The sequence below is a fragment of the Haemophilus sp. SZY H56 genome (assembly GCF_054332415.1).
The window spans coordinates 99609-113319 of sequence record NZ_JBTGNX010000006.1; the positions used below are offsets into that span (position 1 = coordinate 99609).

15 protein-coding genes are annotated in these 13711 nt (G+C 38.0%); 11 read left to right on the forward strand and 4 right to left on the reverse strand.

Going from position 1 to position 13711, the window contains the following annotated elements; all coding sequences use genetic code 11:
* Positions 1–243: 243 nt before the first annotated feature.
* From rpmH to rlmC, 11 genes are all read left to right on the forward strand, one after another.
* The gene (gene rpmH / locus ACXVWP_RS06145; RefSeq protein ID WP_005539760.1) at positions 244–378 is read left to right on the forward strand and encodes a 50S ribosomal protein L34; all 135 of its coding nucleotides are present in this window, start codon (positions 244–246) and stop codon (positions 376–378) included.
* 12 nt (positions 379–390) lie between these two features.
* Complete coding sequence (gene rnpA, locus ACXVWP_RS06150; RefSeq protein ID WP_111406817.1) at positions 391–759, forward strand: ribonuclease P protein component; 369 nt, start codon at positions 391–393, stop codon at positions 757–759.
* The gene (gene yidD / locus ACXVWP_RS06155) at positions 714–977 is read left to right on the forward strand and encodes a membrane protein insertion efficiency factor YidD (protein ID WP_005695569.1); all 264 of its coding nucleotides are present in this window, start codon (positions 714–716) and stop codon (positions 975–977) included. The genes rnpA and yidD overlap by 46 nt, the downstream gene beginning before the upstream one ends.
* The gene (gene yidC, locus ACXVWP_RS06160) at positions 977–2605 is read left to right on the forward strand and encodes a membrane protein insertase YidC (protein ID WP_111406815.1); all 1629 of its coding nucleotides are present in this window, start codon (positions 977–979) and stop codon (positions 2603–2605) included. Before yidD ends, yidC begins: the two co-directional genes overlap by 1 nt.
* Before the next feature lie 127 nt (positions 2606–2732).
* Positions 2733–4091, forward strand: coding sequence for a tRNA uridine-5-carboxymethylaminomethyl(34) synthesis GTPase MnmE (gene mnmE, locus ACXVWP_RS06165; protein ID WP_178160955.1), 1359 nt, complete (start codon positions 2733–2735; stop codon positions 4089–4091).
* 10 nt (positions 4092–4101) lie between these two features.
* Positions 4102–4659: a manganese efflux pump MntP gene (locus ACXVWP_RS06170; RefSeq protein ID WP_297567479.1), complete on the forward strand. Its 558-nt coding sequence runs from the start codon at positions 4102–4104 to the stop codon at positions 4657–4659.
* A 68-nt stretch (positions 4660–4727) separates the two neighbouring features.
* A complete protein-coding gene (ppiD, locus tag ACXVWP_RS06175) occupies positions 4728–6605 on the forward strand; it encodes a peptidylprolyl isomerase (RefSeq protein WP_297567482.1) in 1878 nt (625 codons plus the stop codon).
* Between the two features lie 100 nt (positions 6606–6705).
* Complete coding sequence (gene hinT / locus ACXVWP_RS06180) at positions 6706–7056, forward strand: purine nucleoside phosphoramidase (RefSeq protein ID WP_297567485.1); 351 nt, start codon at positions 6706–6708, stop codon at positions 7054–7056.
* Positions 7056–7403, forward strand: coding sequence for a putative periplasmic lipoprotein (locus ACXVWP_RS06185; protein ID WP_297567488.1), 348 nt, complete (start codon positions 7056–7058; stop codon positions 7401–7403). Before hinT ends, ACXVWP_RS06185 begins: the two co-directional genes overlap by 1 nt.
* A gap of 3 nt (positions 7404–7406) precedes the next feature.
* Positions 7407–8450 carry a beta-N-acetylhexosaminidase gene (gene nagZ, locus ACXVWP_RS06190; protein ID WP_297567490.1) on the forward strand — a complete coding sequence of 348 codons (1044 nt, stop codon included), beginning with the start codon at positions 7407–7409 and terminating at the stop codon, positions 8448–8450.
* Entirely contained in the window at positions 8447–9640 is a 1194-nt protein-coding gene (rlmC, locus tag ACXVWP_RS06195) for a 23S rRNA (uracil(747)-C(5))-methyltransferase RlmC (protein ID WP_297567493.1), read from the forward strand. Before nagZ ends, rlmC begins: the two co-directional genes overlap by 4 nt.
* A gap of 460 nt (positions 9641–10100) precedes the next feature.
* Here the strand turns inward: rlmC and arsB are convergent, their stop codons facing one another.
* The 4 genes from arsB to ACXVWP_RS06215 form a co-directional block, all read right to left on the reverse strand.
* Positions 10101–11141 carry an ACR3 family arsenite efflux transporter gene (gene arsB / locus ACXVWP_RS06200; RefSeq protein ID WP_297567495.1) on the reverse strand — a complete coding sequence of 347 codons (1041 nt, stop codon included), beginning with the start codon at positions 11139–11141 and terminating at the stop codon, positions 10101–10103.
* Between the two features lie 65 nt (positions 11142–11206).
* Complete coding sequence (locus ACXVWP_RS06205; RefSeq protein WP_297567497.1) at positions 11207–11488, reverse strand: ArsR/SmtB family transcription factor; 282 nt, start codon at positions 11486–11488, stop codon at positions 11207–11209.
* Between the two features lie 542 nt (positions 11489–12030).
* Positions 12031–12864: a metal ABC transporter permease gene (locus ACXVWP_RS06210; RefSeq protein ID WP_225852613.1), complete on the reverse strand. Its 834-nt coding sequence runs from the start codon at positions 12862–12864 to the stop codon at positions 12031–12033.
* Positions 12857–13708: a metal ABC transporter permease gene (locus tag ACXVWP_RS06215; RefSeq protein WP_297567499.1), complete on the reverse strand. Its 852-nt coding sequence runs from the start codon at positions 13706–13708 to the stop codon at positions 12857–12859. The genes ACXVWP_RS06210 and ACXVWP_RS06215 overlap by 8 nt, the downstream gene beginning before the upstream one ends.
* Between the last annotated feature and the right edge of the window lie 3 nt (positions 13709–13711).

Below are 13711 nucleotides of genomic sequence, written 5' to 3' on the forward strand. Positions count from 1 at the left end.
CAATAATTTAGGCGAAAGATCTTCTGTTGCTCATCAAAAAAAGACAAAAAGGTTGCTTGAGATTTTGCCCAAAATCCGTATAATCCCCACGATTTTAGAAGAAACGGAAGATTATTTCGGAATTTTCTCTTTTCTTATTTGACGAAAGCCCAATTTATGATTAAAATTGCGGTCTATTTTTTATAACCCTTGTTGTGTTTTGGCTATCAAAACAGTAAACCATTTTGATTTAGGTAGATTATAATGAAACGTACATTTCAACCTTCTGTATTAAAACGTAGTCGTACTCACGGTTTCCGTGCTCGTATGGCAACTAAAAACGGCCGTCAAGTTTTAGCTCGTCGTCGTGCTAAAGGTCGTAAAAGTTTATCTGCATAATCACCTCTTTTAGTGATTAAGCTAAACTTCTCTCGGGAGTTACGATTGTTAACTCCCGCTCAATTCAAAAATGTCTTCGAACAACCGTTTCGAGCAAGCACCCCTGAAATTACCATTCTCGCACGCAAAAATAATCTTGAGCATCCACGCTTAGGTTTAACTGTGGCTAAAAAACATCTTAAACGAGCGCATGATCGTAATCGTATCAAACGTTTAGTTCGTGAAAGTTTTCGTTTGTCCCAACATAATTTGCCTTCTTGTGACTTTGTCTTTGTGGCGAAACGTGGCATTGGTCAGCTTGATAATCAAACGTTTTTACAAACTTTGGATAAATTATGGGCACGTCACATTCGTTTGGCACAAAAATCCTCATCGCTTTAATTAAGTTTTATCAAGTAGCGATTAGTCCTTTAATCGGGCCTCGCTGTCGTTTTGTGCCAACCTGTTCTTGCTATGGTATTGAGGCGTTAAAAACACATGGATTGTTAAAAGGTAGTTGGCTTACGCTAAAACGTGTATTAAAATGTCACCCCTTAAGCGCCGGTGGATTCGATCCTGTTCCGCCGAAAAAGATTAATAATAACGATGAGAAAAAATAATGGACTCAAGACGTAGCCTATTAGTGCTTGCACTACTCTTTATTTCTTTCCTTGTTTATCAGCAATGGCAACTTGATAAAAATCCACCGGTTCAACAACAGACCACGGAACAAACAACAACCGCCTCTTCTGATGTACCGGCAAGTTCTTCTTCATCTGCCGAAGTAGTGGCAGACTCACAAACCAAAGGTCACATTATCACATTAGAAAATGATGTATTCCGTTTGAAAGTGGATACATTAGGTGGTGATGTAATCAGTTCTGAATTATTAAAATATGATGCAGAATTAAATTCAAAAGAACCTTTCGTTTTATTAAAAGATACAAACGAGCATGTTTACATTGCACAAAGCGGCTTAATCGGTAAAAACGGGATCGATACAAAAGCAGGTCGTGCACAATATCAAGTGACGGGTGATAATTTCAAATTAGCAGAAGGTCAAAATGAACTTTCTGTACCATTAACATTTGAAAAAGATGGTGTCACTTATCGTAAAATCTTTGTATTAAAACGCGATAGCTACGATGTAGGTGTTAACTTTGAAATTGTGAACCAAAGTGGTAGCGCAATTGAAGTTGAACCTTACGGTCAATTAAAACATACATTAGTTGAAAGCAGCGGTAACGTAGCAATGCCTACTTATACCGGTGGTGCGTATTCTTCTTCTGAAACAAATTACAAAAAATACAGCTTCAGCGATATGAAAGACAAAAATCTTTCTATCGATACCAAAGCAGGTTGGGTTGCTGTTTTACAACACTATTTCGTATCAGCTTGGATCCCAAATCAAGATGTAAATAACCAACTTTATAGTATTACAGATAGCAAAAATAACGTTGCGTCTATTGGTTATCGTGGTCCAGTAGTATCTGTTCCAGCGGGTGCAACAGAAACAATTACCAGCTCATTATGGACAGGTCCGAAATTACAAAACAAAATGGCTGAAGTGGCTAACCACTTAGACTTAACTGTCGATTATGGTTGGGCATGGTTCATCGCGAAACCATTATTCTGGTTATTAACTTTCATTCAAAGTATTGTATCTAACTGGGGTGTGGCAATTATTTGTGTCACCTTAGTGGTGAAAGCGATTTTATATCCGCTCACAAAAGCACAATACACGTCTATGGCGAAAATGCGTATGTTGCAACCAAAAATGCAAGAAATGCGCGAACGTTTTGGTGATGATCGCCAACGTATGAGCCAAGAAATGATGAAACTTTACAAAGAAGAAAAAGTAAATCCACTTGGCGGTTGCTTACCATTAATCCTTCAAATGCCAATTTTTATCGCATTATACTGGACGTTTATGGAAGCGGTTGAACTGCGTCATGCACCATTCTTTGGTTGGATTCAAGATTTATCGGCACAAGACCCTTACTACATTCTCCCAATCTTAATGGGCGGATCAATGTTCTTGTTACAAAAAATGTCACCGACACCCGTTGCAGATCCAATGCAACAAAAAGTGATGAATTTCATGCCGTTGATCTTCATGTTCTTCTTCCTCTGGTTCCCGGCAGGTCTAGTGCTTTACTGGTTAGTGTCTAACTTAATCACTATCGTACAACAACAAATGATCTACCGTGGTTTAGAGAAAAAAGGGTTACATACCCGTAAAAAATAACAAATAGAAGGCATCGAAAGATGCCTTTTTTCTATCATTGATTGATATATAATCTCATGGGCGTATTAATGCGCCCTCTCATTTTTTTATCGCAGATAAAAGTGCGGTCAATTTTTAGTGAGTTTTTATGAAAGAAACAATCGTCGCACAAGCGACAGCACCAGGACGTGGTGGTATTGGTATTTTGCGTGTATCTGGCCCGAAAGCGGTTGAAGTGGCACAGGCGGTGCTCGGTAAATGTCCTAAACCAAGAATGGCAGATTATTTACCTTTTAAAGATGCTGATGGCACAGTATTAGATCAAGGCATTGCGCTTTATTTTAAATCGCCGAATTCCTTTACTGGTGAAGATGTATTGGAATTGCAAGGTCATGGCGGACAAGTGGTATTAGATTTGTTACTAAAACGAATCTTACAACTTGATGGTGTTCGTCTTGCGCGTCCAGGTGAATTTTCTGAACAAGCTTTTTTAAACGATAAATTAGATTTAGCCCAAGCTGAAGCCATTGCTGATTTGATTGATGCGACTTCGGAGCAAGCTGCTCGTTCAGCATTAAAATCATTACAAGGTGAATTTTCTAATAAAGTGAATCAGTTAGTGGATTCCGTGATTTATCTGCGTACTTATGTGGAAGCGTCGATTGATTTCCCCGATGAAGAAATTGACTTTTTGGCAGACGGTAAAATCGAAGCAAAATTACGAGAAATTATTGATCAGCTTGATTTAGTCCGTAGCGAAGCAAAACAAGGCTCGATTTTACGTGAAGGGATGAAAGTGGTGATTGCTGGTCGTCCAAATGCAGGTAAATCAAGTTTACTGAATGCTTTAGCGGGCAGAGAAGCAGCCATTGTGACAGATATTGCTGGTACAACGCGTGATGTGTTGCGTGAGCATATTCATATTGATGGCATGCCTTTACATATTATTGATACCGCCGGGCTTCGTGAAGCGACAGATGAAGTTGAACGTATCGGGATCTCACGTGCCTGGACGGAGATTGAGCAAGCCGATCGCATCATTTTAATGTTAGACAGCAGCGACCCTGATAGCCAAAATATCGAAAAAGTGCGATCAGAATTTTTATCAAAATTGCCAAATAATATGCCAGTGACCATTGTTCGCAATAAAGTAGATTTAAGTGGCGAGGCAGTTGGGCTAAAAGAAGAAAATGGAACAACGACCGTTTGTTTATCCGCCCAAACACATCAGGGTGTAGATTTGTTGCGTGAGCATTTAAAACAGGCGATGGGATTCCAAACGGGAATGGAAGGTGGTTTCTTAGCACGCCGTCGTCATCTTGATGCCTTAGAAAAAGCGGCCGAACATTTACAAATTGGATTAGTCCAATTAACTGAATTTCATGCGGGTGAATTACTGGCAGAAGAACTTCGTTTAGTTCAAGCTAACCTGAGTGAAATTACGGGGCAATTTACCTCGGATGATTTACTCGGCAATATTTTCAGTTCTTTCTGTATTGGAAAATAACTTGTAGTTTATGACTTTTCATATGTTGTGGGTTATTGCTCTAGGGCTTTCGATGGATGCCTTTGCAGTTTCCACCTCTAAAGGCTTAGCAATGCGGGCTTTTCGTTGGAAACAAGCATTAGCTATTGCATGTTGCTTTGGGTTATTCCAAGGCATCATGCCTGCGATAGGCTATGTTGTCGGACTGCAATTTAGTCATATGATTCAAAATTGGGATCACTGGATTGCGTTTATTTTGCTCGTTCTCATCGGTGTGAATATGATTCGAGAAGGAATTAGCTCAGATGATGAACCCACTCCCTCATTGATTAGTTTAAAACACTTGCTAACACTTGGTGTGGCAACGAGTATTGATGCGTTAGCCATTGGTGTCTCTTTTGCTTTTCTTTCCGTGGACATTTTGTTGGCTGTCTTCATCATTGGTTTAACAACCTTTGTCATCTCTTTTATTGGCGTAAAGAGCGGTCATTTTTTAGGGAAAAAATTCAAAAGCAAAGCAGAGATTTTTGGCGGTTTAGTGTTATTAGTCATGGCTGTGAAAATCCTACACGAACATGGTGTTTTTTAAGTGCGAATTTTCGCCTTTTAGATTATAATCTTACGAACTTTGTCTTTTTTTAAAAGGGTAATAATTGAATGTTAATTGAAAAAATGCATGGCATCGCCCATAGCTTTATCGGAAAAGCGATCTTTGCTTTAATTCCAGTTTCATTTTTGATTGGTGGGATGTCAGGTTATCTGTATAGCAGCAATGATAGTTTTGCGGCAAAAGTAAATGGCGAAACCATCTCTCAACAAGATTTCTTAAATCGTTATAACCAAGAGTTTGAAGCGCGAGCACAACAAGAAGGCGAGAGTTTCTTAGCGAAAACTGACTCTGTAGAATTTGTGACAGCACTTCGTCAAAATTTAATTCAACGTTTAGTAGATCAAGAATTAATCCGTCAATATGCCAAAGAATTAAAATTAGGTGTCAGCGATGACATGATCAAACGTGCGATTGTAAGCGATCCTAATTTACAATCTAACGGTAAATTTGATAACACTCGTTATCAACAATTATTGACTCAAAATGGTTTAACGTCTGATACTTATGCAGCTATTTTACGTAATGCATTAACACTTGAACAAATGCAAAACGGTTTGGCTGACAGTGAATTTGTTGTGCCGGCTCAAGTAAAAGATAGTGCGCAAACCTTTTTCCAAAAACGTATCGCTCGTCTTGCAACTCTTCCATTAGCCGATGAAGTGGCAAAACAAAAGGTGACAGAAGAAGAAATTAAAGCGTATTACGATGCGAATGCGAAATCACTTGTTCAACCTGAACAGGCGAAAGTGCAATATATTCGCGTTTCAGCGAATGAATTAGGTAAATTACAACCTGTCACTGAAACACAAATTGCACAATATTATCAAGAAAATAAAGCGCAATTTATTAGCCAAAAATTAGCACATATCCAATTAGCCACTGAGAAAGAAGCGGATGCGGTTTATCAAGAACTGCAAAAAGGCGCTGATTTTGCTGAGTTAGCAAAAGCGAAATCTGTGGACAAACTTTCTGGTGCACAAGGCGGTGAATTAGGTTGGGTAAAAGACAACGAATTACCGAAAAACTTTGAAGATGCAGCATTATTATTAAATGTTGGTCAATATAGTACACCAGTTAATGTGGATGGGGCTTACCATATTATTTTAGTGCAAGATCGTAAAGAACGTACTTTAGGCGAAGTAAAAGAACAAATTGTGGATACCGTACGTAAAAATCTAGCAGGAAGTCGTTTTCAAGCGGTAGAAAAAGCGGTTCGTGCAAAAGCGGCAGAAAGCAGTGATTCTTTAGCTGCGGTAGCAGAAGCAGCAGGCGTGAAAGTCGAAGAAACAGATTATTTTGGTAAAAATAATGTCCCTGCGGCATTAAATTTCCCAAATGTGACTTCTGCCATTTTTGAATCAGATATTTCAAACGGCGGTGCAAATTCTGAGCCATTAATTGTTGGTGAAAATGAATTTGTTGTAGTACGTGTCGTTGATCATAAAGCTGAAGGTTTACAAAGCCTTGATGAAGCGAAATCAACGATTGAGCAATTCTTAAAACGTGAAAAAGCCGATAAAGTATTAGCTGAAAAAGCAGAGCAAGCCGTTAAAGCGCTATCTGCCGAACTAACCAAATTACCTGCCGGTATTAGTTTTAGTGAGCCACAAACCTTTACGTTAGTGGATAATAAAGATCCAGTGCTTTATGAAGGTGTATTTGCTATTGCAAAACCACAAGATGGCAAAGCGGCTTATCAAGTTGCTCGTAACAGCAAAGGTGATGTGGTTGTGGTTGCTCTTGAACGTGTAGAAGAGCCTACTTTAAGTGAACAAGAATTAGCGAAATTTAGCACTCAACTTGTTCGTGCGCGTCAAGGTGAATTGCAAGGACAGTTAATGCAAGCATTGCGTGAAAAAGCACAAATCGAGATTAATACCAGCTTTATTAATCAAGATGATTCAGAAGAAGGTGCAGCTCACTAAGCTGATTGAAATGTCATTCATCATCAATTTCTGATGGAAAATAAAAGCAAAGTGCGGTAAATTTTGACCGCACTTTTTTATATAAAACAAGGAGAAGACTATGGCTCAAGAAACTATTTTTAGCAAAATTATTCGCAAAGAAATCCCCGCCAATATTGTTTATCAAGATGAATTAGTGACCGCATTCCGAGATATTTCACCTCAAGCGAAAACCCATATTTTGATTATCCCAAATAAAGTCATTCCAACGCTTAATGATGTGACAGAACAAGATGAAGTTATCTTGGGTCGCTTATTTACTGTCGCGGCTAAAATTGCTAAAGAAGAAGGCATTGCCGAAGACGGTTATCGTTTGATTATGAATTGTAATAAACACGGTGGACAAGAAGTATTCCATATTCATATGCATCTTGTTGGTGGTGAACCTTTAGGTAGAATGTTGGCAAAATAATGAAAAAGATCCTAATTACAGCAACGGTATTATTTTTAACGGCTTGTTCATCTGCACCAAATATTGTGGGAACCAATAAGCCAATTTTAAATATGGCGTCAAATTTAGCACCCGCTTTAGATGTTGATTTGTCGGATAATACGGTAGCTTTTAAAAATAAAACTACGCAAAAACTCAATGTGCTTTACCACCTTTATTGGTATAACACACAAGGTGTAACGCAAGTTTGGCCGAATCAGCAAGAAAGCCAATCAGGCAATATTTTATTGCAACCACAAGAAAAGAAAGTGTTTGAGCTACCAAAACCAAGCACAGAAAGTAGCAATTATCGTCTTTACTTACAATAGTTTATGTCCACATTATTAATTGACCTTGAAGGTCATGAGCTCAAACAAGAAGAAGTTGAATTACTGGAACATCCTTTAGTTGCTGGTTTGATTTTATTTACCCGCAATTTTTATGATCGTCAGCAAGTTCAAGCGCTAATTAAATCCATTCGCCAGAGAGTAAAAAAGCCTTTATTGATCACGGTTGATCAAGAAGGTGGGCGCGTGCAACGTTTCCGTGAAGGTTTCACTCAGCTACCCGCAATGCAGGCTTTTGCGGCATTAGTTAAGGATTCAACTCAGCAACAACAAATAGCGAAAGAAGCGGGTTGGCAAATGGCGGCAGAAATGGTGGCGTTAGATATTGATTTGAGTTTTGCTCCGGTGTTGGATTTGGGGAATGAATGTCGTGCGATTGGCGATCGTAGTTTTGGCAGTGATGTAAAAAGTGCGGTCAATTTAGCTGCAGCTTTTATTGATGGTATGCACCAAGCAGGTATGGCTACAACGGGAAAGCATTTCCCAGGACACGGCCATGTTTTAGCTGATTCTCATCTTGAAACCCCTTATGATGAGCGAGCAAAAGAGGTGATTTTTAATCATGATATTTTGCCATTCCAGCAATTAATTCAACAGAGTAAGCTTGATGCGATTATGCCAGCTCACGTCATTTATACACAATGTGATAGCCAGCCAGCAAGTGGCTCGAGTTATTGGTTAAAAGAAATTTTGCGTGAACAGTTAGGCTTCCAAGGGGCGATTTTCTCTGATGATTTAGGCATGAAAGGCGCAGACTTTATGGGCGATTTTGTGGCTCGCAGTGAAAAAGCCTTAAATGCTGGTTGTGACTTATTATTGCTTTGTAATGAACGAGAAGGTGTCATTCAAGTGCTTGATAATCTGAAGTTACAGGAAACAACGGAGCATTTCACAGCACGCCAAGCTCGCTTGAAATCTCTCTTCAAACAAAAATCCTTTGATTGGTCAGAACTCACCAAAACTTCACGTTGGATTGAAAATCATCAAAAACTGACCGCACTTCAACAAGAGTGGCTTGCTTCTAAATGATTGATTGCCATCATTATAAAAAAGGCGATTGCCGTTCTTGTCAATGGCTTGAAATGCCTTATGAACAGCAACTTGCCAAGAAAGAAGAGCATCTAAAACAACAACTTGCCAAATTGGATTGTGATGATTTAATTTGGCATCCGCCTTTTTATTCCTCTGAGTCAGCTTTTCGTAATAAAGCGAAAATGGTTGCGAGTGGTGCGGTGGAACGTCCCATTTTAGGTATTTTACAAGACCCGAATGATCCACAAAGTGCGGTGGATTTATGTGATTGCCCACTTTATCCACAACGCTTTACTGAACTCTTTCCGATTCTAAAAGATTTTATTGGACGTGCGGGTTTAGTCCCTTATAACGTGGCTAATCAAAAAGGTGAGCTCAAATATATTCTGCTTACAGAAAGCCAACATACAAAAAAATTGATGTTGCGTTTTGTATTACGTTCAGAAACTAAACTATCGTTAATTCAACGTGAATTTGCAGGGCTATTGGAAAAATTACCACAACTTGAAGTGGTGAGTGTGAATATCCAACCTCAACATGCCGCAATCTTAGAAGGTGAGAAAGAAATCTTTTTAACGGACCAGCACACCTTATCAGAAAGCTTTAACGGTATTCCGTTGTTTATTCGACCTCAAGGTTTCTTCCAAACGAATCCACTTGTAGCACAAGGGCTATATGCAACGGCACAAGATTGGGTGCAAGATTTGCCGATTACTAAACTTTGGGATCTCTTTTGTGGCGTTGGAGGTTTTGGGCTTCATTGCGCTAAAGCTTTACAGGATAAACATCAACAAGAAGTGGAGTTGACGGGGATTGAAATTTCGCCATCTGCTATTCAAGCGGCGACTCAATCCGCTCAGGTGTTAGGGCTAAACAACGTTAAATTCCAATCTTTGGATGCGGCTAATTTTGCTTTAACGCAAGATGAAAATAAACCTGATTTGGTGATCGTCAATCCGCCTCGTCGAGGTATCGGAAAGGAACTCGCTGAGTTTCTCAATGAAATGCAACCGCACTTTATTCTTTATTCCAGCTGTAACGCAATTTCCATGGGAAAAGATTTGCAGCATTTAACCAATTATAAACTTAATCAAATTCAATTATTTGATATGTTCCCGCATACAGCGCATTATGAGACGCTAGCATTATTGTCCAAACTTAATGTCGATGAACATATAAGTGTTTAAATAGAGCTTGATGAACTTGATTTGACAAGTGCTGAGAGCAAGGCTACTTATGAGCAAATTAAAGAGTGTGTACTGGGGAAATTTGGATTTAAGGTTTCTACATTGTATATAGCACAAATTAAAAAGAAATGTGGAATTGTACTAAGGGAGCATTATAATAAATCGCAAAAAGAGAAACAGGTTATTCCACATGTAAACCTGAAAAAGAAGAAGCTATCATGGATGCGTTAAGATATTTCAAAATGATTTAAGCGCAAGGTCGCTTTGGTTTTCTTGGTAATTCTTCTACCTTCTAATAGGTATAAGAACAGCCCTGAAGATTTCCCTCCAAGGCTTATATTATATTTCTTGCTGATTATATAGTACCACAGACTATAGATGCATATTCTAGAACATATATCTGATCTAGCATTTTGTAAATTAACGCTACTTGATTGTTGTTAGCAGTTTTAACTCATATTCAACGATTAAATTTATTTTCCATAGAATTGGCAAACTTTACCAAGGCTAACATAACAGGAACTTCAACCAGAACACCTACTACAGTTGTTAGCGTAGCTCCTGATACTAGCCCAAATAGAGATATAGAAACTGCAACGGACAGCTCAAAAAAGTTAGATGCACCAATCATGCCACATGGCGCTGCAATTGAATATGGTAGCTTTACTAAATATGCTATGAAAAATGTTATTGCAAATATAAACAAAGTTTGAATTATCAAAGGAATTGCAATAAGGATAATATTTAGTGGCTGATCCAATATCTTCTGTCCTTGAAATGAAAATATTATAATCAACGTCAACAATAATCCCATCATAGTGTATTTATCAAATGCAGGGATAAAAGTTTTATTTAGGTAGTCTTCTCCTTTATTTTTAATGATTATACTTCTAGTTACCATGCTTAAAATAAGAGGAACAACAATAAATAATACAATGGACAATAAAAGTGTTCCCCATGGAATATTTATATCTCCAACCTTTAATAAGAAGCTCACAATTGGTATATATGCAATCAAAATAATTAAGTCGTTACTCGCTACCTGTACTAAGGTATAACCACTATCACCTCTTGTTAACTTGCTCCATACAAATACCATTGCGGTACATGGTGCAGCGCCGAGTAAAACCGCCCCAGCTAAATATTCTGATGCCAATTCCTTATTAATAAATCCTTTATAAATAATAAAGAAAAATAATGAAGCGATTAAATACATGGTGAGTGGCTTAATGATCCAATTTACAAACCATGTAATAAATAGACCTTTAGGATTTTTTCCTATGTCTTTTATACTTTTAAAATCAATTTTCAACATCATTGGATAAATCATTATCCAAAGTAAAATTGTTGTTGGTATAGACACGTTGTAGAACTCAAATTTTCCTAACCAATCTGGAATAGAAGGAAAATATTTCCCAATAAATATGCCTATTACCATACAAATTAACACCCAAAAAGTCAGATTTTTCTCAAAAAAACCAATTCCATTTATTTTCTTCATTTTTTCCCTCCTTTCTTCAATTTTTTTTGATATGAAGAGTATTTTTTAGTTACCCTTAAAGGTAACTAATTTCTTGCTGTAGATGATAAAAACATCTGTATTATTTTTTGTCTTCCTTGCTCAGATATCGTGTAGTAAACCCACTTGCCTTCTTCTCTTGCTGTAACAATTCCTGACTCTGTCAATATTTTCATATGATATGACAAGCCTGATTGTGTTAAATCTAGTTTTTCTAGTAAAACACAGGCACATTCTTCCCCATTTTTTAATAAATCTAATATCTCTAGGCGAATAGCCACTGAAAAGGCTTTAAATATCTTTGCAGTTTTTACTAAATCTCTGTTCATAAAAGCCCTCATATCAAATTATTTTGATGTGTTTGTTGTATCACCAATTATTCTTCTTGACAAGTCTTATTTCGAGAGATATCAAAAATGCTTCTGAATAATCTTGTCATCTTATATTATTGTAATTAATGTTAGTTTCTTTTATGTACATACTTGTATCATAGAACATATAAGTTTATAGAATGACCTTACAAGCATCATCTATTCTTTTTATCAGATATCTAAAATCCTCAAGAACTATTTGTAATACGAATCGGATTTTCTGGAACTTTCATCGTTTCAAGTGCCTTTTTATGCCACTTCCTTATCGTTCTTGCAGCAACAAATAGAACTTCTCCGATATGTTTCTAAGTATAGTTATGAAGATAGCGATGCATCAAAACCATCTGTTCGTCTGTATCTTTGATTTAAATATTCCTCCCAAAATGTGTTTAAAATATTGACAGAATTCCAGTTTGGACAATGATGAACAAGTTGAAGTACTGATATTGCAGGAACTCAATTCCTAATAAAAAAGCTAACATCTCTGTTAGCTTTTTTAGTTAGAAATTTAACCGCACTTTTATTTTGCTATAAACTAGGGCAATTAAGAAAAATACGGCCTGTAACAAAATAATGCATGCACCAGTGGAGGCATCAAAATGATAGCTAAGTAGCACGCCTAGTAGGCTTGCAGTTACAGCGCTGATGATTGCGATAACAAGCATCTTATCGAAGCGATTTGTCAGGGTTAGCGCGGTGATGCCAGGCGCAATTAGCATCGCTACAACCAAAATAACCCCAACGACTTGCATCGTACTCACAATGGTGAGTGCGAGCAATGTGAGTAAGCCATAGTGCAGTAATTTAGGCGAGAGACCTGCAACACGAGCATGGCTCGGATCAAAGCAATAAAGTAAAAAATCACGACGCTTTAATCCAAGTAAAATAAAAATGATCAAGGCGATGATAGCCGTTTGAATCAGCTCTTCTCGGCTTACACCCAATACGTTACCGAATAAGATGTGGGTGAGATGTTGTGATGTTTGGATTTTAGTGAACAGCACCAACCCAATGGCAAACATCCCTGAAAATACAATCCCCATTGCGGTATCTTCTTTGATACGGCTGTTTTCTTTTAAATAACCGACACCTAAGGCACAGGCAATTCCAGAGACAAAGGCACCAATCACTAATGGAATACCCGCTAGAAAAGCTAAGACAATGCCAGGTAGGACAGCATGAGAAATGGCATCACCCATTAATGACCACCCTTTCAAGACCAAATAGCAGGAGAGTAGTGCACAAATAACCGCAACTACTAATGCGGTGAGTAGCGCATTTTGCATAAAGGCAAATTGAAATGGCTCAACGAAAATGGCGAACATCTCAGTCATAATCCACCACCTTACGCCGTTTTTGACTGATTAATCCGTATTTAGGCGAGAATAGAAAAGCCAATAAAAATAACAATGTTTGTAATGTTACGATGACACCACCTGTTGCACCATCCAGATAATAGCTTAAATAAACACCGACGAAACCAGTGATTCCGCCTAATGCTACGGCAATTTTGATCAGCGTTTTGAACTTGTCAGTAAGTAAATAGGCGGTTGCGCCTGGTGTTATTACCATCGCAATCACTAAAATCGCCCCGACAGTTTGTAATGCCGCAACGACACAAGCACTCAAGAGTGTAAAAAAGAGAACTTTGTAAAACAGTGGTGAAAGTCCAACTGTAATTGCTTGCGTTTCATCAAAGAAAATCAGCAATAGATCCTTCCAAAAAATAAGCAATAAGACCAAGCAAATCAACATAATAATGGCTACTTGATAAATATCTTCATCAGCAATCCCGAGGATATTGCCGAGAATGATGTTTTGCACATTTATCGAGGTCGGATTCAAGGAAATGATCAGTAAACCTAAGGCAAAAAAGGTACTAAAAATAAAGCCGATAACGGCATCTTCTTTGAGTTTAGAAATGGATTTGATCCATAAAATGGAAAGTGCGGCCAAAATGCCGGCAAAAAAAGCACCTAAAGCATAGGGGAGTGAAAAGGCATAAGCTATCGCCACACCCGGAACCACGGAATGAGAGAGCGCGTCGCCAATTAATGACCAACCTTTCAACATTAAATAGGCAGAAAGAAAGGCACAAATGCCACCAACTGTGGCACTTATCCACATGGCTTTTTGCATATATTCATAGGAGAAAGGTTCCAGTAAATATTCAAGCATGAC